The organism is Myroides sp. JBRI-B21084 (genome assembly GCF_030545015.1).
GTDB lineage: Bacteria > Bacteroidota > Bacteroidia > Flavobacteriales > Flavobacteriaceae > Flavobacterium.
Window position 1 is genome coordinate 1,339,498 of sequence record NZ_CP120653.1, and the last position, 22,150, is coordinate 1,361,647.

18 protein-coding genes are annotated in these 22,150 nt (G+C 30.9%); 13 read left to right on the forward strand and 5 right to left on the reverse strand.

Annotated elements, in window-relative coordinates; translation table 11 throughout:
* Positions 1–1,266 carry a type II toxin-antitoxin system HipA family toxin gene (locus tag P3875_RS06515; RefSeq protein ID WP_303443150.1) on the forward strand — a complete coding sequence of 422 codons (1,266 nt, stop codon included), beginning with the start codon at positions 1–3 and terminating at the stop codon, positions 1,264–1,266.
* 106 nt (positions 1,267–1,372) lie between these two features.
* Here the strand turns inward: P3875_RS06515 and P3875_RS06520 are convergent, their stop codons facing one another.
* From P3875_RS06520 to ccsA, 4 genes are all read right to left on the reverse strand, one after another.
* Positions 1,373–2,095 carry a DUF4197 domain-containing protein gene (locus P3875_RS06520; protein ID WP_303443151.1) on the reverse strand — a complete coding sequence of 241 codons (723 nt, stop codon included), beginning with the start codon at positions 2,093–2,095 and terminating at the stop codon, positions 1,373–1,375.
* Positions 2,096–2,105: 10 nt separating this feature from the next.
* Positions 2,106–3,761 carry a 2-succinyl-5-enolpyruvyl-6-hydroxy-3-cyclohexene-1-carboxylic-acid synthase gene (menD, locus tag P3875_RS06525; protein WP_303443152.1) on the reverse strand — a complete coding sequence of 552 codons (1,656 nt, stop codon included), beginning with the start codon at positions 3,759–3,761 and terminating at the stop codon, positions 2,106–2,108.
* Positions 3,762–3,819: 58 nt separating this feature from the next.
* Positions 3,820–4,404 carry a glutathione peroxidase gene (locus P3875_RS06530; protein ID WP_442930312.1) on the reverse strand — a complete coding sequence of 195 codons (585 nt, stop codon included), beginning with the start codon at positions 4,402–4,404 and terminating at the stop codon, positions 3,820–3,822.
* Positions 4,405–4,472: 68 nt separating this feature from the next.
* A complete protein-coding gene (gene ccsA, locus P3875_RS06535; protein WP_303443153.1) occupies positions 4,473–7,637 on the reverse strand; it encodes a cytochrome c biogenesis protein CcsA in 3,165 nt (1,054 codons plus the stop codon).
* A gap of 148 nt (positions 7,638–7,785) precedes the next feature.
* On the opposite strand from ccsA, the gene P3875_RS06540 reads away from it, so the two are divergent.
* From P3875_RS06540 to P3875_RS06555, 4 genes are all read left to right on the forward strand, one after another.
* Positions 7,786–8,976, forward strand: coding sequence for a pyridoxal phosphate-dependent aminotransferase (locus tag P3875_RS06540; protein ID WP_303443154.1), 1,191 nt, complete (start codon positions 7,786–7,788; stop codon positions 8,974–8,976).
* A 99-nt stretch (positions 8,977–9,075) separates the two neighbouring features.
* A complete protein-coding gene (locus P3875_RS06545) occupies positions 9,076–9,876 on the forward strand; it encodes a hypothetical protein (protein WP_303443155.1) in 801 nt (266 codons plus the stop codon).
* Positions 9,877–9,962: 86 nt separating this feature from the next.
* Positions 9,963–11,225: an aminotransferase class I/II-fold pyridoxal phosphate-dependent enzyme gene (locus tag P3875_RS06550; protein ID WP_303443156.1), complete on the forward strand. Its 1,263-nt coding sequence runs from the start codon at positions 9,963–9,965 to the stop codon at positions 11,223–11,225.
* Between the two features lie 28 nt (positions 11,226–11,253).
* Positions 11,254–11,835, forward strand: a complete 582-nt coding sequence (locus P3875_RS06555) for a DUF3575 domain-containing protein (protein WP_303443157.1) — start codon at positions 11,254–11,256, stop codon at positions 11,833–11,835.
* Positions 11,836–11,848: 13 nt separating this feature from the next.
* Here P3875_RS06555 and P3875_RS06560 read toward each other — a convergent pair whose 3' ends face one another.
* Positions 11,849–12,613 carry a copper resistance protein NlpE N-terminal domain-containing protein gene (locus P3875_RS06560; protein ID WP_303443158.1) on the reverse strand — a complete coding sequence of 255 codons (765 nt, stop codon included), beginning with the start codon at positions 12,611–12,613 and terminating at the stop codon, positions 11,849–11,851.
* Positions 12,614–12,755: 142 nt separating this feature from the next.
* Here P3875_RS06560 and guaA point away from each other — a divergent pair, with 142 nt between their 5' ends.
* The 8 genes from guaA (at position 12,756) to P3875_RS06600 (ending at position 22,022) form a co-directional block, all read left to right on the forward strand.
* Positions 12,756–14,288 carry a glutamine-hydrolyzing GMP synthase gene (guaA, locus tag P3875_RS06565; RefSeq protein ID WP_303443159.1) on the forward strand — a complete coding sequence of 511 codons (1,533 nt, stop codon included), beginning with the start codon at positions 12,756–12,758 and terminating at the stop codon, positions 14,286–14,288.
* Between the two features lie 72 nt (positions 14,289–14,360).
* Positions 14,361–15,215, forward strand: a complete 855-nt coding sequence (gene rlmF, locus P3875_RS06570) for a 23S rRNA (adenine(1618)-N(6))-methyltransferase RlmF (RefSeq protein WP_303443160.1) — start codon at positions 14,361–14,363, stop codon at positions 15,213–15,215.
* Between the two features lie 91 nt (positions 15,216–15,306).
* On the forward strand, positions 15,307–17,190 hold the full coding sequence (locus P3875_RS06575; protein ID WP_303443161.1) for a LysM peptidoglycan-binding domain-containing protein: 1,884 nt from the start codon (positions 15,307–15,309) through the stop codon (positions 17,188–17,190).
* On the forward strand, positions 17,190–17,594 hold the full coding sequence (locus tag P3875_RS06580) for an OsmC family protein (RefSeq protein ID WP_303443162.1): 405 nt from the start codon (positions 17,190–17,192) through the stop codon (positions 17,592–17,594). The genes P3875_RS06575 and P3875_RS06580 overlap by 1 nt, the downstream gene beginning before the upstream one ends.
* Before the next feature lie 4 nt (positions 17,595–17,598).
* Positions 17,599–17,826 carry a DUF3820 family protein gene (locus tag P3875_RS06585; RefSeq protein WP_303443163.1) on the forward strand — a complete coding sequence of 76 codons (228 nt, stop codon included), beginning with the start codon at positions 17,599–17,601 and terminating at the stop codon, positions 17,824–17,826.
* A gap of 97 nt (positions 17,827–17,923) precedes the next feature.
* Positions 17,924–19,540, forward strand: coding sequence for a CTP synthase (locus P3875_RS06590; protein WP_303443164.1), 1,617 nt, complete (start codon positions 17,924–17,926; stop codon positions 19,538–19,540).
* 42 nt (positions 19,541–19,582) lie between these two features.
* On the forward strand, positions 19,583–21,457 hold the full coding sequence (gene yidC / locus P3875_RS06595) for a membrane protein insertase YidC (RefSeq protein WP_303443165.1): 1,875 nt from the start codon (positions 19,583–19,585) through the stop codon (positions 21,455–21,457).
* Between the two features lie 82 nt (positions 21,458–21,539).
* A complete protein-coding gene (locus tag P3875_RS06600; protein WP_303443166.1) occupies positions 21,540–22,022 on the forward strand; it encodes a hypothetical protein in 483 nt (160 codons plus the stop codon).
* The last annotated feature ends 128 nt before the right edge of the window (positions 22,023–22,150 follow it).

The following is a 22,150-nucleotide window of genomic DNA, read 5'->3' on the forward strand; positions in this document are numbered from 1 at the left end:
ATGGCTAAAAATCAAATCATATCGGTTGTTTATAAAGATACAGAAATTGGTAAAATAGGTTATGACCCTGATCAAAAAAAATCTTTTTTTCAGTATCATCCCGATTTTTTAACAAGTAATCGTTATAAAAAAATGTTTCCGTATATCTTTCGTAGAACACCAAATGTACAGGTGTTTTCTGAATTTGAAGGCGAAACATTCAGAGGTTTACCTTCTATGATAGCCGATTCACTTCCTGATGTTTTTGGTAATTTAATTTATAAAGAATGGTTAGAATTCAATCATAAAGAAGCTAAAAACATTAGTCCGCTAGAACAATTAGCCTATGTGGGTAACCGTGGAATGGGTGCTTTAGAATTTATGCCTTCAAAAACAATTTCTACAGAAGCTGAAATTAATATTGATGAAATTTCAGAGGTTGTAAAAAAAGTTTTAGATGTAAAGTCAACTATTCATGAAAAAAATCTAAGTGATTTAGCATTACGTAATATTTTTAAAATTGGAACATCGGCAGGTGGTGCTCGCCCTAAAATTTTGATTTCTGAACATAAAGCATCTGGAAAAATCATCGCAGGTGATTTAGAAGTATCTGATGCTTATAATCATTATTTAATAAAATTGGCTATAGATGAAGAATCGGGGTATTCAAAAGAAAAAGTAGAATTTGTTTATTATCAACTAGCAACTTCTATCGAGATTGAAATGATGCCTTCGAAGTTGATTGATGACAAACATTTTGCAACCTTGCGTTTTGATAGACAAAGAGGAGAGAAGTTGCATGTTTTAACGGCTTCTGGAATGACAGGATGGGATTTTAGAAAACCAGAAAATTCAAATTATGACAATCTTTTTAAATTAGCTATTGATTTAAAGGTTCCACATAAAGATATTCAGCAGCTATTTAAACGTATGGTTTTTAATTTGGTATTTGCTAATATTGATGATCATTTAAAGAATTTTAGCTTTGTTTACAATGAACTAAAAGACAAATGGAATCTTTCACCTGCCTACGATTTAACGTATCCTTTAGATGCTTTAATGAATTATACGCGTATTTCAAGAGCAATGGCAATTAATAATAAACGTACAGATATTAATAGACAAGATGTAGTAGATTTAGCCGAACGTTATTCAATAAAAAATGCAAAAGGAATTATAAGTGAAGTAGTAGAAGCAACCGAACATTTTAAAAAATTATGTAATAAGCAAAACTTGCCGGATAAAGTAATTCAAAAAATTTATTCAGAATTTAACTTTTTACTTTAAAATATATTGTACACTCAATCGTTTAGATTTACAATCCAAATCAAGAGGATTCAAATAAAATTGATAAAAAAAGAGGCTGACCGTAAAGGTCAGCCTCTTTTTTTAATTATTTTTTATCTTGCATAGCAAAAACGGTTTTTAAAACGTTTGTAGATCGCGCCGAAACATTGGTTCTAATATTTGCTTCTTCTTTTTCAATCATTGTAAAAACCCCAGCTAAAGCTTGTTGCGTAACGTGGTCGGTTAAATCGGGATTTACTTTTTTAACTGTTGGTATGGCGTTGTATTTAGTTATAATGTTATTCCAAACTTTATCGGCACCAACTTTTGTAAATGATGATTTTATAACCGGGTTAAATTTACTATACAAAGCTGTTTTGGTTGTTTTTTGTAAATATTGGGTAGCTGCATTTTTATTGCCCATTAAAATTGCAGTAGCATCACTAATTGTCATGCTGGTAATTGCATTTACAAAAATAGGGGTAGCTTCTTTTACTGCGTTACTTGCCGCTTTATTTAACGATTTTATACCCTCATCGGCTAAGCTGCCTAAACCAATATCTCTTAAGGTTTTTTCAACTTTTTGTAATTCACTTGGTAAACCAATTTTTACTAAAGAGTTATTGTAAAAACCATCGGTTTTTGTAAGGTTAACAACTTGTTTGTCAATGCCTTGTTGTAAAGCTTCTTTTAAACCTGCAGCAATCTGGGTTTGCCCAACGCCGCCTGTTTCAAGTATTTGTGGTAATTGGTTTGCAACTTGTTGTAAGCTGGTGCAGCTGTTTAAAATTAAAGCAGTAACTGCAATAGGAATGATCATTTTTTTCATACTAAATTTTTTATGAGATGCTTGTAAAATAATTGCGCAACAAATCTCTGTTAATCTTAGAAGGTGTAAATATTTCTAAAATTTGAGGTTGCGTATTTTGTGAGAATAACAATTTCAATGCCAGTTTTAATTCTTCTTCATTAATTGCCGATAAATAATTAAAATGATACATTTTTGCTAAATGTTCCGCCGTTAATTGATGCTCGGTTTCAAAAAAGGTATTAAAAGTTGTGTTTTCTTGATGGCCTGGTAAAATTCTAAAAATACCGCCGCCACTATTGTTTACAATAATAATTTTAAAATTGTTAGGTATGTAGTTGTTCCACAGTGCGTTACTGTCGTAAAAAAAACTAATATCACCTGTTAGTAAAACAACTGGTTTTTGGCTTGTTACAGCTGCACCTATTGCGGTAGATGTTGACCCATCAATACCACTTGTACCACGGTTACAAAAAACAGCTACCGATTCATGATTTTCAAACAATTGTGCATACCTAATTACAGCACTATTACTTATTTGAAGTTGAATGTTTTCGGGTAAATTTTCCCAAATAATTTGAAACGATTTTAAATCAGAAAAAGGTATTGTTGTTAAATATTGATTGTGTTTTACTTTGCGTTGTTCCATTATTTTATGAAAAGTAGAAGCATAGTTTGATTGTTTGATACTGATGTGTTTTTTTAACTCGTTCACAAATTCATTAGCAGTTGCTATAATATGTTTAGTTAAAATTCCAAAAGTATCGTAAGCACGTAAAGGATCAATATGCCAATGACTTTTTGCTGGGTGGTTTCTAAGCAATGCTTTTATTCTTTTAGAAACAATCATTCCACCAAAAGTAATTAAAACATCGGGCTTAAAATTTTCAATTTCATCATTAGTAAAACCAGTAATTAACGTATCAATATTTGAAACGATGTTTTTGTGATGTAGATTAGAATTTATTTCGGTTAAAATAGTAACATTAGGTAAATTAGCAATAAAATCTAAATTGCTTTTTGATAATATTTCAGGGTTTTGTGAACCTACTAAAATTACAATTTTTGATGCTTGCTGAATTTCAGTTAAATCAAAATTGTTAGTTATAGCAGAATCTAAAATATTGATGTTTTCTGTAATTTGAGATTGATAACTTAGCGAACTTACCGTATTGTACAAAGGCTCTTCAAAAGGAACATTAATATGTACGGGGCCTTTTTTGTTTACTGCTACTGAAATGGCTTTTTGTATTAAAACATCGTTAGTTAACGAAGCTTCTTCTGATAAATTTGCATTAAAAAGCGAATGATTTTCAAAAACATTGCGCTGGCGAATGGTTTGTCCGTCGCCAATATCAATTTTAGAAGTGGGTCTATCTGCAGATACAACAATCATAGGAATTTGGCTGTAAAAGGCTTCGGCAACTGCTGGATAATAATTTAATAAAGCCGAACCCGATGTACATAAAACAGCTGTTGGTTTATTTATTTGTTGGGCAATTCCCATTGCAAAAAAAGCTGCACAACGTTCATCTACAATACTGTAACAAGTAAAATAAGGATCGCTTGTAAAACCTATTGTTAAAGGAGCATTACGCGATCCGGGTGAAATTATAATATGTTTGATTTCCTTTGCCTTAAAAAGTTGCAAAATGCTTTGCGCCAAAGGTATTTCAGGATAATTCATTTCTAAAAATTAATTAGTCAAATATAAGAACTATCCTGAAATTTTAATGTAAATCCGTTTATTTTCCTTCAATCCAATTAATTATTTCATCATTGGTTGGCAAGGTGCGCGGACTTATCACTTTTACAAGTTTTCCATCTTCATTAATTAAAAATTTCTGAAAATTCCATTCTACATCAAAATCATCTAAACCATTTTCGGCTTTTGTGGTTAAATACTTAAATAAAGGTTCAATAGTATCGCCTTTAACTACAATTTTACTCATCATAGGAAAAGTAACGCCGTAATTTATCTTGCAAAATTCTGCAATCTCATCATTTGAACCAGGGTCTTGACTCATGAAATCGTTTGTAGGAAAACCAATAATTGTAAAATTTTGATCTTTATACTTTTGATACAATTCTTCTAGCTGTTCAAACTGAGGGGTTAGTCCGCATTTTGAAGCTGTGTTTACAATTAATACTTTTTTACCACGTAAATCGGCTAAATTAAATTCGGCTCCTGTGATGTCTTTAACAATAAATTGGTGAATACTGCTTGTGGTATTTTGTTGCTCCATTTTAGATTCTGGTTTTGTTGTTGATTTTTGTGCGTTGGTACAACTTATAGCTAATAAAGCAGCTGCAAAAACTATTATTTTCATATTATTGATAATGATTAAGGTTGTTTAAAATTACAAAAAAAGCTTTCTGTACAGAAAGCTTTTAAGATTTATTTTTTATAATGTTTCCTATATTTAAAATAGGTGATAGTTGCTAAAACGGCTACCGATGCTACCGATACCCAAATGAAAGTTGGTGTTACCACTTGGTCGCCTTTTGCATAGGAATGTAAGCCCGAAAGGTAAAAGTTTACCCCAAAATAGGTCATTAAAATACTATAAAAAGCTAAAGCCGACATTAAATTGTAAATCCATAATCCGCGTAAAGCAGGTACAAATCGCATGTGAATTACAAAGGCATATACCATAATTGAAATTAACGCCCAAGTTTCTTTAGGATCCCAACCCCAATAACGTCCCCAGCTTTCATTTGCCCATTGGCCACCTAAAAAGTTACCAATTGTTAACATAACCAAACCTACCGTTAACGCCATTTCATTTATATACGTAATTTCTTTAAGGTTAAGCTCCATTTTTTGTTTATTGTTTTTAGTAGTAAACAACATTAAAAGTAATGCAACAATGCCTAAAATCATTCCTAAAGTAAATGGTCCGTAACTACCTACAATAATAGCAACGTGTATCATAAGCCAATATGAATTTAATACAGGCTGAAGATTTCCTATGGAAGGATCCATCCAGTTCCAATGTGCTATCATTAAAATCATACTTGCTACAAAGGCTGTTGATGCAATAGTTAAAGCCGAATTTCGTCCAAAAATCAATCCAAATAAAACAGTAGCCCAACCAACAAAAATCATCGATTCATAAGCATCAGACCAAGGTGCATGTCCTGATACATACCAACGTGCTATTAAACCTAGCGTATGCATAATAAATAAAATAATTACCAGCACATTACCTATTTTTGTTAAAGTGCGTAGTATTTTATTTTCTTTAAAAATGCGAATAATTACAATGATAAATAAAATTACAGAAACATACATATAGTACGAAAACAGTTTTTTAAATACATCGTACTTATTATATAAAACTTCGGTTTTAATTTTTTGTTCAGTTGGCATTACTTTACTGCCGTATTTTTTTTGAAAGTTTATTATTGAAGTTAATAATTCACCCGATGCCTTAAAATCTTTGGTTTCTATTGATTTTAGTAACGAAGTGGTGTACATTGGTAAAATGTTTTTGGTGTAAACAGAATCCATGCCTTTTAAACCAGCTTCATTTAATTCTAAATACGAAACCCATTTGTTGTTTTCGTGTCCAGGAATTGGGAAAATTTTTAAAATTTGTCCACTAATTGCAGCGTATAATAAGTTAACTTTTTCATCGGCTGCAATAAAATCTTTTTGAAATTGATCTTTAACCGATGCTTGATAGGCTTTATCTAGATATTTATCTAATTTATAACCGCCTTTTTCGTTAAAGAAATCGGCTAACGATGCAAATTTAGCATCGGCAGGAATACCAATTATTGAACGAATGCTATCGTTTCCTTTTTTAAGATTAATGATAGGCACGTGATACCACAACTGTGGAAATTGTGTGATAGAAAGCATTACTTGATCAGAATCCATTCCTTGAAAATGATCATTTTTACTTACTTTTCGTAACAATTCAGATGAAAACGTATTAATAGGCTTCATACGTCCGTCGGCATCTTGTATAACAATAGTTCCAAACAAATCGGCGTGTTCTTGTGAAACAGTTGTTTTAACAAGCAACGAATCTATTTGCTGCGCAGTAGGTTTGTTGTGCGCGTGTTGTGCTTGTGAAGTAAATAAACCTAAAAATAGCATAAATGCAGTTAAAGCAGCTTTTTTAGCACGTACGTTTTTAAGTTTTCGTCTTAAATCATTAAAACGGGTATTTTTAGTAAATAAAATGCAAAGCATAGCAATATAAAGTAGGGTGTAACCAATGTATGTAATCCAAGTACCCCAAAAATCATGGTTTACAGATAAAATGGTTCCTTTTTCATCGGGATCAAATGATGCTTGAAAAAAACGATATCCTTTATGATCTAAAACATGGTTCATGTAAATGTGGTAATCAAATGTTTTTTCTGGATCTACAATAGTAACTTTACTTTCAAAGGAAGAATAACTTTTTTCGGTTCCAGGGTATTTTTGAGCAATAAAGTCGTTTAATTTTATTTGAAATGGAGTGGTGTACACCTTAGAACCATAAAACATAGTAAATTCTAAATTTCCTAATTTAAATGATTGTGGTATTCCCATTTGTCCTTTAGATCCCATTAATACCACTTCGTGCGTTTTGCCTTGTGAACGAACATTTAAAATTAAAGCATCGGTTGTACCTTTTGCTTTAAAATCGGGGGTTTCTTGTAAGGTTTTTTTACCAATTATTGGTCTGTCCATTACAAATTGTACAACGCCGCCTAAACTGTAAAGCGATCTATAATTAAGTAGGGCAGGGGTATTTGCTTTAACTTCACCAGTAGCTTGTGTAGCCATTATACGGAAATCACCACCAAAAGGTGAATTTATTTGCATTTCGCCTTTTTCGTTGGTGAAAAAATTTACAGCACCTTCAACATGTTTATTATAGGTATAAGCCATACCATGAATTTCTTGTTGTGTACCTTCTTCAATAAAATGTTCATGACGTTCACCATGACTAGATTCTACTAATTTTAAAAAGCTTTTTCCGTTTTTATCGGCAACAACGGTTTCTTTAGCGCCCATAATAAAATCTTTAAATTCAATTTCAAAAGGCGTTTTGTTAAAATCGTCGTTTATTAAAAAATGATTCGATGCAAAAGCGCTAACCAAATTATCTTTATCTAAAGCAGAAGAGAAATAACGTTGTTTTTCAATGGTTTTACGTTTAGGTTCGCCATTTAAATCGCCATCAACCCAAACCGTTAAAAAAGTTTTATCAGAGTAAAATTGATTTACAGTTTCTCCCTCTTTTATGGGCATCATACCTTCAAAACTTATATATCTTGTAACAAAAGCACCAATTAAAATTAAAATAAAAGCTAAGTGTAATATTAAAGTATCTAATTTGGCTTTACTAAAAAGTTTGTAACGGTTAATATTACCAATAAAGTTAAACACAAAAATTAGCATAATGGCTTCAAACCATTTGGTATTATAAACTAAAATTCGGGCAGTATCGGTATTGTATTCGTTTTCTATAAAAGTAGCAATACCCATTACGGCTGCAAAAACAAGGAATAACACCGCCATTAATCGTGTTGATGATAAAAAAGAAATAATTTTACTCATGGTAAATTGTTGTGTGCTTTGAAATTTCACAAAAATACTTAAATTATATAGGTTGTAACGTATTTTAACGTAATTTAAACAAATTAAAAAAGGATGTGTTTTTTTAGAATAAAAAACTAAATTTGCACAATTAAATAAACAAATTATCATGCCTAAGATTTCTAATAAAGGTTTGCAAATGCCCGAATCGCCAATACGTAAATTGGTGCCTTTTGCTGAAACAGCAAAGAAAAATGGAAATAAAGTATATCATTTAAACATTGGTCAACCCGATATTAAAACGCCTGATGTAGCTTTAAATGCTGTGAAAAATGCCGATATTAGCGTTTTAGAATATAGTCATTCTGCAGGTTTTGATTCGTACCGAGAAAAATTAGCAGCGTATTACCAAATCCAAGGTTTACCTATTAATAAAGAAGATATTATTATTACAACGGGTGGTTCTGAAGCTTTAATTTTTGCAATGGGATCTACTATGGATGAAGGTGATGAAATTATTATACCTGAACCATTTTATGCAAATTACAATGGTTTTTCTACTCAAAACGGAGTGAAAGTTGTACCGGTAATGTCGGGTATCGAAAACGGTTTTGCATTGCCACCCATTTCAGATTTTGAAAAATTAATTACCCCTAAAACAAAAGCTATTTTAATTTGTAATCCGGGTAATCCAACTGGATATTTATATAGTAAAGAAGAAATTCAGCAATTAGCTGCATTGGTAAAAAAACACGATTTGTTTTTAATTGCCGACGAAGTGTATCGCGAATTTACTTACGATGGAATGAAGCATTTTTCTGTAATGAATGAAGATAGTATTGCACAAAATGCAATTATGATTGATTCGGTTTCAAAAAGATTCAGCATGTGTGGTGCGCGTATTGGTTGTATTGTATCTAAGAATAAAGATTTAATGGCTACTGCAATGAAATTTGCACAAGCAAGATTATCGCCCCCTACGTATGCACAAATTGCATCTGAAGCTGCTTTAGATACACCACAATCATATTTTGACGATGTAATTACAGAATATAAAGACCGTAGAGATACTTTAGTTAATGCTTTAAATGCAATTGATGGCGTGCAAGTATCAATGCCTAAAGGAGCCTTTTATTGCATTGCAAAATTACCTGTTACAAATGCCGAAGATTTTGCAAAATGGTTGTTAGAATCGTATCAATTAAATGGTGAAACCGTTATGGTTGCACCAGCAGCTGGTTTTTATTCAAGTAAAAATGTAGGTTTAAACGAAGTGCGTTTGGCGTATGTTTTAAACAAAGAAGATTTAATAAAATCGGCCGAAATTATAAAAGAAGCTTTAAAAGTATATAATAATTAAGAGCAATTATTTTAGCCCTCAAAAAAAATAACTTTTTGAGGGCTTTTTTTACATTGTATATTTGGTTTTTTTTATATTTGATAAATTATATATTTTAAAATGAAGCTTAATCCGTTTAAAGTTATTCTTTGGTTACTGTTCTTAATTTTTGTATTATTAAACAGTGCCCGATTGTTTATTTACGGTTTTGTAATAAGCTTTATTATTGTAATTATTGACCGCGCTTTTTTTGGTACTAGAAAAAGATCCGATAAACAATTTTTAAATTTATTTTGCACTTTTACTTTAATTGGTGCATTTTGTTATTCGTTTTCTCCTTTTTTTAGATCGTTTGAGTTTAATATATCACACCCAAAATGGTCAAAATTAGAAGTGCTTTCTATTGAAAAAGATCCATCAAAAATGGTAGCAACCCCTTTAAATTTTCTCGAAAAAATTTATACTCCTGTTACTATTAAACACAAAGATAAAGACGGATATATCCTTACAAAAAAATACGAAATTAAACATTATGCACTTTTGGGTTTTGAACCTTTTTTTGCAAAAGAAACCATTCAAAAAGAACTTGAATATATACACAACCGCAGTTTAAATAAGTTTATTACCAATAAAGCAATAAATATTTACCAAAACCCAACAAAAGACAAGTTAAAAATGTTTAAAGGCAACGATGCTTTTGCTTTAAGGCATGCAATTGGTTTTCAAATAGCACTTTTTGTTACCTATTTGTTGGCATTTATTTTAACTTTATACTGTGTTTTTAACTTAAAAAAAGTAAAGTTTTGGTTAAAATCAAAACAAAAAAATGAACAAAAAACAGCACTTATAATACTATTTTTATTAATTTATAGTTACTTGGTAATTACCTTTATAGTAATACATTACCTAAAATTTAAGTAATTTTAATAAGATTGTATTTAAATAGCATAAAATAAATATATTACATAAAAAATCACTAAATTTGCACGGTTTAAAAAATAAACAAAATGGTTAAAGATTTATTTGAAAGAATTCATGATAATAAAGGTCCATTAGGAAAATGGGCTTCACAAGCAGAAGGTTACTTTGTGTTTCCTAAATTAGAAGGAAAATTAGGGCCAAGAATGCAATTTCAAGGAAAAGAAGTTTTAAACTGGTCAATTAACGATTATTTGGGACTTGCAACGCATCCTGAAGTATTAAAAGCAGATGCCGATGCAGCAGCTGAATTTGGTGCAGCTTACCCAATGGGTGCACGAATGATGTCTGGGCATACAGATTGGCACGAAAAATTACAAAATGAATTAGCTGCTTTCGTAAACAAAGAAGCTGCTTATTTATTAAATTTTGGTTACCAAGGTATGGTTTCTACCATTGATGCGTTAGTTACTAAAAACGATGTTATTGTTTACGATGTTGATTCGCATGCATGTATTATTGATGGCGTTCGCTTGCACATGGGGAAACGTTTTACATACAAACACAACGATGTTGAATCGTTAGAAAAAAACTTACAGCGAGCTACTAAAATGGCCGATGAGCAAAACGGTGGTATTTTAGTTATTACTGAAGGTGTTTTTGGAATGCGTGGGCAACAAGGTAAATTAAAAGAAATTGTAGCTTTAAAAGAAAAATATAATTTCCGTTTGTTAGTTGATGACGCACACGGGTTTGGTACATTAGGTAAAACGGGTGCAGGTGCAGGTGAAGAACAAGAATGTCAAGATGGTATTGATGTTTACTTTTCAACTTTTGCTAAGTCAATGGCTTCAATTGGTGCATTTATCGCTGCCGATCAGGATATTATAGATTATTTAAAATATAATTTACGTTCGCAAATGTTTGCTAAAGCATTACCAATGATTTTAGTAAAAGGTGCTTTAAAACGTTTACAATTATTACGCGAAAACCCTAGTTTAAAAGATAAATTATGGGAAAATGTAAACCGTTTACAAAATGGTTTAAAAGAGCGTGGTTTTAATATTGGCGATACCAATACTTGTGTTACACCTGTTTATTTAGAAGGTTCTATACCAGAAGCAATGATAATGGTTAACGATTTACGCGAAAACTACGGTATCTTTTTATCAATTGTTGTATACCCAGTAATTCCTAAAGGTATTATTTTATTACGCGTGATTCCTACAGCTTCGCATACGTATGAAGATATTGACCAAACATTGGCTGCTTTTGAAGCAATACGTAGTAAGTTAATTGATGGAACTTATAAAAAAATAGCTGCTGAAACAACAGTTGATATGGAAGCTTAATAAGTAGTTTCACAAAATAAATATCTGTATGAAAAAAATTGTATTAACATTAGTTACACTTGTTTCTGTTTCGGCATTGGCTCAAACAAATTTTCCTGAGTCAATGAATTCAGCATACGAGAAAAAACATGAAATTCGTTTAGGAGCTGTAAAGTTACTTTCGGGTCATAGTTTAGAATTGTCTTATGAACGTGTTAAAGACAGAAACCAAGGTTATGGTGTAAACTTTTTAGTAGGATTTCAAAGCGGTGAAGATGTTTTAAATCAAAATATTTCAATTGCGCCTTATTACCGTTTTTACTTTAATCAAAGTCAAGAATACGGTGCAAAAGGTATGTTTGTTGAAGGTTTTGCCGATTTGTATTCAGGTACCGAATATGTTTATGGCAATAGTTATGCAGTAGATCCTTACGGGTATTATTATTACGATCAAAATAAAGAAAATTTCACCGATTTGGCACTAGGACTTGCAATTGGTTGGAAAAAAGTAAATACCATTGGTTTTGTTTTTGAATTAAAAGCAGGCTATGGTAAAAACTTAATTCAACAAAATACAAATGCCTCAGGAGTTTTTAAAGGCGATATTAGTATAGGTTATAGATTTAACTAAACAAAAAGAAGCACTATTTAGTGCTTCTTTTTTTATATGCGCCATAAAAAATATCGTTTGGAATACTTTTGCAAAAATTGTTCATTGAATCTTTTGTAACATTTTCAATTACAATATGCGCTTCTTTTTGAGTAAAAATTACGCGTAAATAACTTTTATCATCGTTTAATTTAGCTTGTAATTGATTATTTTTATCTAAAATAGCTTTAAGTTGTTTGCTACAATTATTTAATGAATCTACATTATTATAATATGCTATTTTTAAATTATAACTATCTTTTTTTACATTGGTTATTCGAAGTTTAAAATGAGTGTTTAAAGTATCGCCACGTAAATAGATTCCTTCAATATTTTCAGCTTTAAAAGGGTTGCGCTTATGTAAAATATAATCATTGGCAAATTCACCTTGAACTTCTTTTAAATCGCTGCCCACACGTAATAACTGATTGTAATTTTTTATTCGGTAAAAAAGTTTTTCACGATCAAAAATAGCAGTAAACACACTGTCTTTTAATTTCCAAGTTCCCACTTTTGTAATGGGTAATTCGTTTCTATCTTGATAAAAAACTGTGCGCGAAATGGTACTATCGCTATAAATTCTAATAGACGATTCAATACCAGGGCAATCGGGGCAAGGTATTATGCCTTCAAACGTATTGCTAAAAATAGTATCTAACAAACCGGGTTGAATAAAAACTTTTTTTTCTTCTTTTTTATCGCACGATGCAATTACAGGTAAAAATACTGCCAGAAGAATAAAATTTTTAAAAGAAATCATAAGAAAAACAATTTTTTAACTTTTGTATCACTAACAAAAATAATTCCATTATTTATCAAATCAAAAAAATAATTGATAAAAGGTATTATATATTTTATAAATGCAAGATTTACATTACTTTTGCACAAAGACAAACAGCACAATGACACAAGGTATTATTATTTTAGATTTTGGTTCGCAATACAACCAATTAATTGCCCGCCGAATTCGAGAGTTTGGAGTTTACACCGAAATTATTCCCTACAATTCACCAATTAGCGAAATTAAAAAGCACAATCCAAAAGGAATTATACTTTCTGGCGGACCATCTTCTGTTTTTGGAAGTGAAGCTGCTTTAGTTGAAAAAGAACTTTTTGAAATTGGTGTGCCTATTTTAGGTATTTGTTACGGTATGCAGTTAATTTCACACATGTTAGGTGGCGAAGTTAAAAAAGGCATAAAAGGCGAATACGGAAAATCGGAACTTACTGTTCTAGCAAAAAATCTTTTATTTAATGGTGTTCCTGAAAAATCTACAGTTTGGATGAGCCATTTTGACGAGGTTGAAAAAGCTCCAGAAGGTTTTGTGGTTACAGGTAAATCAAACATTGATATTGCAGCTTTAGCAAACGAAACTAAAAATATTTACGCCGTTCAATTTCACCCAGAAGTTACACATTCTGAATTTGGTTCTAAAATGTTAGAAAACTTTGTTTTTGAAATTTGTAAAGCCGAAAAAAATTGGGTACTTAAAGATTTTATCGAAACAGAAATTAAACGTATTAAGGAAGTAGTTGGCGATAAAAAAGTAATTTTAGGTTTATCTGGTGGTGTAGATTCATCGGTTGCAGCTGTATTAATTCACCGTGCAATTGGCGATCAATTAACCTGTATTTTTGTTGATACTGGTTTGTTGCGTAAAGACGAGGGTAAAAAAGTAATGGAAAACTATGGAAAGCATTTCCATATGAACATAAAAATGGTGGATGCATCTGAACGATTCCTTACAAATTTAAAAGGAATTGATGAACCAGAGGCAAAACGCAAATCTATTGGTCGTGATTTTGTGGCTGTTTTTGATGAAGAATCACAAAAATTTGACGATGCTTCATTTTTAGCTCAAGGTACTATTTATCCCGATGTTATTGAATCGCAATCTGTAAAAGGGCCTTCTGCTACAATAAAATCGCATCATAATGTTGGTGGTTTACCAGAACATATGAAACTGCAATTGTTAGAACCATTAAGAGAGTTATTTAAAGATGAAGTTCGTAAAGTTGGAGTAGAATTAGGCATACCTCGTGAATTAGTGTACCGCCACCCATTCCCAGGACCAGGTTTAGGTATTCGTGTGATTGGTGAAGTTGATGCTGAAAAAGTACGTATTTTACAAGAAGCCGACCAAATTTTTATTGATGAGCTTTACAACCATAATTTATACGACGAGGTTTCGCAAGCGTTTGTAGTGTTACTTCCTGTTAAATCGGTTGGAGTAATGGGCGATGAACGTACTTATGAATACACTGCTGTTGTACGTTCTGCAAATACTATTGATTTTATGACTGCAACTTGGAGTAAATTACCTTATGAGTTTTTAGAATTGGTTTCAAACCGAATTATTAACGAAGTTAAAGGTATTAACCGTGTTGCTTACGATATAAGTTCAAAACCACCTGCAACAATAGAGTGGGAATAATTAAATTAAAACAGCCTTAAACTAAACTTTAAGGCTGTTTTGTTTTTACTTAAATAATACAAAAATTTAGTTATGCACAGTAATAATTTACACAATAAGCCTTATAATTTTAAAGAATTAATAATAAAAGTACCCGAATTATCGCCTTTTATAGTTAAAAATAAAATGGGTATTGATACGGTTTTGTTTGCAAACCAACAAGCGGTTTATTATTTAAACAAAGCTTTATTGCTGTGTTTTTATGGTTTAGATTATTGGGATATTCCAAAAGAAAATTTAGTACCACCAGTACCCGGAAGAGCTGATTATTTGCATTATTTATCTGAAATAATCCCAAATACATCTAAAACTACAATTTTAGATATTGGAACAGGTGCAAGTTTAATTTACCCTTTAATTGGTCATGCGTTATTTAATTGGAATTTTGTTGCGACTGATATCGATTCAAAATCAATACAAAATGCCCAACAAATTATAAATAATAACAAGCATTTAAGTTTAAATATTTTTTTGCGTGAACAATCAAAACAAAATCAAATTTTAAAAGGAATTATAAACGACACTGATTTTTTTGATGCAGTAATATGTAATCCACCTTTTTTTAAGTCTAAAAAAGAAGCAGATACACAAACATTACGCAAATTAAAAGGCTTAAATAATACAAGAAATGTAAAATTAGCTCATAATTTTTCGGGTAAAAATAATGAATTGTGGTGTGAAGGTGGTGAATTAGTTTTTGTTAAAAAGCTTATAAATGAAAGTTTACTATTTACCAAAAATGTAGGTTGTTTTACGGTATTAATTTCAAACGAAAATAATTTAAAACCCCTACAAAATATGTTGCAAAATAAAGTTAAGTATTTAAAAATCATGGAAATGAGTCAAGGTAATAAAAAAAGTAGAATTTTAGCTTGGCGTTTTCAATAAGGTAACGACACTAATAATTTATTTTTTTACATTTTTAATTTACCTACAAATTATTGTTTAAAACAATTGATTTGTTTTTATATTTGTTATTATGAAAAAAGTATTATTAACACTATCGGTTTTGTTTTGTGCTACAATTGCAAAAGCACAATCACCAACAAGTACTCACGTAGTTTTAAAGGGCGAAACAGTTACACAAATTGCAAAAAAATACAATACAACTAATAACGTATTGTTTATGCTGAATCCAGAAGCTGTAAACGGAATTAATGAAAATCAAATTTTAAAAATTCCTGCAGTATCGCAATTACAACACACCGTTCTACCTAAGGAAACTATTTACGGCATTTCTAAGCAATACCATATTGCTATTGATAAGTTGTATAATTTAAATCCAGGTTTAAAGGAAAATGGTTTAAAAATAGGACAAGTTTTAAATTTAACCAATACTTTAGCGCAAAAAACACCTAACGTAAATAGTAACTCAGTTACAAAGCCTACAAACACAACCACAGTTATTGTTGAAAGTGGTGAAACCATTTACGGAATTGCAGTAAAAAGTAATACATCAGTTTCGGTTTTAAATGAATTAAATCCAGGCTTGTTAGAAAACGGCTTAAAAGTAGGACAAGCTTTAAATGTACCAGTTTCTCAAAATATCAATACAGTAAATAAACACCCTATAACTATTGTTGTTCCTGCACATGCAACTATTTATAGTATTTGCAAAACACACCAAATTACACAACAACAATTGTTTCAGTGGAATCCTGATTTGGTAAATGGTTTAAAAGAAGGCGCAACTATAATTGTAGGATATGATAACGATTCAAATGGAAAATTATCTGAATTTACACCTTTACAAGAAAAAAAAATAGAAAATTTATTAAACAATAAAGTTGATTTAAATATTGTTAAAAATCAGTCTACTAAAGATTTGGTTATACTTTTACCTTTTAATTTATCTAAAAATAATTTTAATAATCCTGCGATTAATCAAAATATTAAAGAAGATGTTTTTTTAAACATGACACTTGATTTTTATTCAGGAGCAAAATTAGCAATCGATCATTTAAAAGATAAAAATTACAATGTAAACATCAAATTTGTCGATTCTAAAGAAACTAATAAAACGTTAGATGTTGCTACTTTAAAAAATGAATTCGATTTTACATCAACCGATGTAATTATTGGTCCATTTTTTCAACGTAACGTTGATGCCGTTTCCGAAGCATTTAAAAACCAACAAACAGTAGTTGTATCACCACTTTCAACCGACAAAGGCAAGCCGTATACAAACCAAGTGCATACAATGCCTACAAATGAAACAGTGAAAAAGGAAATGCTAGAATATTTATTGTCTAAAGATGGAAAAATTATAGCCATTACCGATGGGAAAAAGACTTCAATTGACTATTTTAAATCAAATTATCCTTCTGTAACAAGTTTTGGTGTTTTGGTTGATGAAAAAGTAAATGGTACCTTTCTACGCACTTTATTAATGCCTAACGTAACAAATTATATTGTGTACGATGCATCGTCGTTAACAACTACTGTTGAATTAATAAATACTTTAAAAACGTTGCAAAATAATTTTGATATTCAGTTAGTTACGTTGGAAAAAACAGATGTTCTAGATTCATCAGATATTAATATTTCAGATTTAGTAGCTTTAAAATATATGTTTCCATCTGTTACAAATGATGCCGATAACGATAAAAAACAAGCATTTGCTACTAAATACAGAGCCGTTTACAGTAAAAACCCAAGTAGATTTGCGGTTCGAGGATACGATGTTACACTCGATGTAATTTCACGTATGTTTGAAGCAGGTGAAGAATCAAACATTTTTGATTACGGTTCACAACAAATCGAAAATAAATTTACATATGTTAAAGAAAATGGTGGGGTTTATAACAACGCAGTTTATATTTTATATATTGATAAAGATTTAACAATTAAAGAAGCTAACTAATGAGTACCAGTAAAGTTGTTTATAAAGGCGATTTAAGAACAGAATCAACGCACTTATTGTCGGGTAGTGTAATTATAACCGATGCTCCCATTGATAACCACGGCAAAGGCGAAGCCTTTTCTCCAACCGATATGGTAGCAAATTCGTTAGCAACTTGCATGTTTAGTATAATGGGCATTAAAGCCAATGCAATGAATTTGAATATTGAAGGATCATCTGCAAATGTTACCAAAATAATGCAGGCTGAACCTAGAAAAATAAGCGAAATAATTGTAAATTTAGATATGAAAGGTGTAGCCGATGAAAAATCGAAAATTATTTTAGAACGTGCAGCAATGACTTGCCCCGTTTTCTTAAGCTTGCATCCAGATATTACAAAAACTGTTCATTTTAATTGGTTATAATTAAATGGATAACAATAAAGAGTTAATAGAACTTGCATATGCAAAAATGCCCTTTGGTAAATACAAAGGGTATTTTTTGGTAGATATACCAGAACCTTATTATGTTTGGTATAAAAACAAAGGGTTTCCGCCGGGTAAATTAGGTAAACAACTGGCAACTATGTACGAAGTTAAACTTAATGGTTTAGAAAGTTTAATAAGAAACATAAAAAACAAATATCCAAAACCATAATTAATACAATTGTACTTATTCTACTTTTAAAACTCAAATTATAATTGTAATTTTGCCAGGTTTAGAACAGCACAACACAACACAACATATTTTACAAATGAAACAATGTAAATATATTTTCGTAACAGGTGGTGTAACATCATCACTTGGAAAAGGAATTATTGCAGCATCCCTAGCAAAATTATTACAGGCACGCGGTTACCGTACAACTATTCAAAAGTTCGATCCTTATATTAATGTGGATCCAGGAACATTAAACCCTTATGAACATGGTGAATGTTTTGTAACGAACGATGGTGCCGAAACCGATTTAGATTTAGGTCACTACGAACGTTTTTTAAATGTTCCTACTTCTCAAGCAAATAACGTTACAACTGGTCGCGTTTATCTTTCGGTTATTGAAAAAGAACGCCGTGGCGAATTTTTAGGTAAAACCGTACAAGTAGTACCACATATTACCAATGAAATTAAAGAACGTATGCAATTGCTTGGTAAATCTGGCGATTACGATATTGTTATTACCGAAATAGGTGGTACAGTTGGCGATATTGAATCGTTACCTTACATAGAATCGGTTCGACAGTTATTGTGGGATTTAGGTGATAAAAATGCAATTGTAGTTCATTTAACTTTAGTGCCTTACCTTGCAGCTGCGGGTGAATTAAAAACAAAGCCAACACAGCATTCGGTTAAAACATTAATGGAGAGTGGTATTAAAGCCGATATTTTAGTTTGTAGAACTGAACATGAATTATCATTTGACATTAAACGCAAATTAGCTGCTTTTTGTAATGTTTCTCAAGAATCGGTTATTCAATCTATTGATGCTTCAACCATTTACGAAGTGCCTAATAATATGTTAGAAGAAGGTTTAGATACCGTTGCACTTAAAAAATTAGATCTACCTGAAAAAGGATTACCAGATTTAACCAAATGGAACGATTTTTTACATCGTTTAAAAAACCCAAAACATACCGTTAATATTGGGTTAGTAGGTAAATATGTAGAATTACAAGATTCATATAAATCAATCTTAGAAGCTTTTGTACATGCAGGTGCTGCTAATTTTGCTAAGGTAAACGTAGTGAGTATTCATTCTGAATATTTAACAACTAAAAATGTTGCCGATAAAATGAAAAATTTAGACGGTATTTTAGTTGCTCCAGGTTTTGGATCTCGTGGTATTGAAGGTAAAATAGAAACTGTACGTTTTGCACGCGAAAACAACATTCCATTTATGGGTATATGTTTGGGTATGCAAATGGCTGTTATAGAATTTGCTAGAAACGTTTTAGGTTTTGAAAACGCAAATTCAACTGAAATGAACGATAATACACCTTATCCGGTAATTACGTTTATGGAAGAACAAAAAACAATTACCGAAAAAGGCGGAACCATGCGTTTAGGTGGTTGGGATTGCGAAATTAAACAAGGAACAAAAGCTTTTGATATTTACCAAAACGAATTAATTAACGAGCGTCACCGCCACCGTTATGAATTTAATAATTATTACACCGAAGCATTTGAAAATGCAGGTATGGTATTCTCGGGCGTAAATCCAGAAACTAAATTGGTTGAAATTATTGAATTGCCAAACCATCCGTTTTTTGTTGCTGCGCAATACCACCCCGAATATAAAAGTACTGTGGCAAACCCACACCCAATGTTTTCAGCTTTTGTAAAAGCAGCTGTTAACAAAAAACTTAATTCGTAATGCTTCTTGCATTACTGAAGATGTAATAAATTTTTCAAAAAAATGGAAGAAAAAAAATTAGACAAAAGTAGCCTTATTGGTATGGCTATAATTACCGTTTTGTTATTTTGGATGATGTCTGGAAGTATGTTTTCAGATAAAAAAGAAGAAAAAACAAAAGAAACAGCTAAAAATGAAGTTGCTACAAAAACGCCCGTTAATCAATTAGCTGCAAACGCTGTTAATGATACCTTGGCTAATGCACAATTAAAAAGCGAATTAGGGTCGTTTGCATATGGCGCTGCTTTACCAACTGTAGTTGGTGCTAAAGACATCACTGTTAACAATGGTGTTTTAACAGTTGTTTTTTCTGGAAAAGGTGGTTATATTAAAGAGGCTGTTGTTAATGATCAAAAAAGAATTTCAAGCAAAAACACCGATTTAGTAAAAATTATTGCTGATAATAATTCAAAACTAAATTTAAAATTCAACACAAAAGACAATCGAGTTTTAAATACGAAAGATTTGTTGTTTGAACCTACTTTATCTAAAGAAGGTGAAAATTCTGTAGTTTCTATGAAGTTAAAAACTTCTGAAACGGCTTATTTAGAATATCGTTATGTGTTAAAACCTAACAAATATATGTTAGATTTAAGCATAAAATCGGTAGGTTTAAGTAATGTGTTAAATGCTGCAAATCCTGCAGAATTAACTTGGCAGCTAAAAGCAACTCGTAACGAAAGATCAATTACTTATGAAAATCGTTATGCAGAAATTGTGTACGAATATGAAGAAGGTAAAGACGACTATTTAAATCCTGCAAAAACTACTACAGAAGATGCTAAAGATTTAACCTATGTTGCATTTAAACAACACTTGTTTACGTCTGTTTTATTAACCGAAACTCCAATTAAATCGGCTAAATTAAGTCAAGAAAATTTGGTTAAAGATGAATATGCAAATGCAGCTTATTTAAAAGATTTTTCTGCAGTAATGCCATTAGAATATAAAGGGGGAGAGCTTACCTATAACATGAATTTGTATATGGGACCAACCGATTACAATATTTTAAACGACTTTGATAAAAATTTAGATGAAATTGTACCATTAGGTTGGGGTATATTTGGTTGGTTAAACAAATTAATCATTATTCCTTTGTTTACTTTGTTAACAAACTTAATTCCGCATGGTATTGCAATTGTATTGTTTACTGTAGTAATTCGTTTAATAATGTCGCCAGTTCAATACAAATCATATGTATCTCAGGCTAAAATGAAATTAATTCGACCAGAAGTTACCGAATTAAACGAAAAGTATGCAAAAGATCCAATGAAAAAGCAACAAGAAACAATGAAGCTTTACAACAAAGCAGGGGTAAACCCAATGGCAGGTTGTATACCTATGTTTATACAGCTTCCTGTGTTCTATGCATTGTTTAGTTTTTTCCCATCGGCATTTGATTTAAGACAAAAAGCATTCCTTTGGGCCGACGATTTATCATCGTACGATAGTGTGTTTACCTTACCATTTACAATTCCATTTTACGGAAACCACGTAAGTTTGTTCCCGATTTTAGCCGCTTTAGCTACTTTTGTTTATATGAAAATGACAACTGGTGATCAGGCAGCTATGGCACCACAACAAGAAGGCATGCCTGATATGAGTAAAATCATGAAAATTATGATTTATATTTCACCAATCATGATGTTGTTCTTCTTTAACAATTACGCTTCAGGTTTATCGTTGTATTACTTTATTTCGAATTTAATTACTATTGGAATTATGTATGTAATTAAAAACAAAATTGTTACTGAAGATAAAGTAAAAGCAATTATCGAAACGAACAAAACCAAAGAGAAACCAAAATCTAAATTCCAACGAAAAATGGAAGAGATGATGGAACAAGCGCAACAACAACAAAAAACAAATAAAAAGTAAAATAAAAATCTAAGCATCCCGTAAAAAGGATGCTTTTTTATTAGAATAAATTATGTAGTTTTATTGGTAAATATTAACTTCAATGAAAGTAAACTCATTCATTTATAAATATTCGTTTTTAACTTTAAGTGTTTTACTGCTAATTTTTTGTGTATATCGGTTGTACGTTATACCTAATAATTACGGTATTAACTTTACAGTGATTGATACCAATTCAAACCTAAGTTTAGAACCTATATTTTTAAAAGAAATTGATAAAATTACGCCATTACCAGGGCCAGAGCCAATGTATGTTTCTTTAAATGATGATACAACTGGTTGTGGCGGATGGAGAGATCAAGTTGTCTTAAAAGCTAATGAATTGTCGCTACAAGATTTATTAAAAAAAGTTGATAAAACAATTGATTCTATACGTTTACATGATTTGCAACGTAAAGTTAATTTAGAAATTAAGTTTTCAAATAATACCAAATATCAAACATTTATTTCTATTCTTGATTTGTTTGAACATAAAAATAGTATGATTTATGGTTTACATAAAGAAAACATTTATTGGATTGAATAAATTATAGACATATTTTTTATAACTAAATGTTCACTAAAAAGTATTGATTAAATAGTTTTAAACTGTACTTTTTTTGTGGAGCTAGCACTAATTCGTTTAAGAGTTGACTCAAATCACAGCTATACATT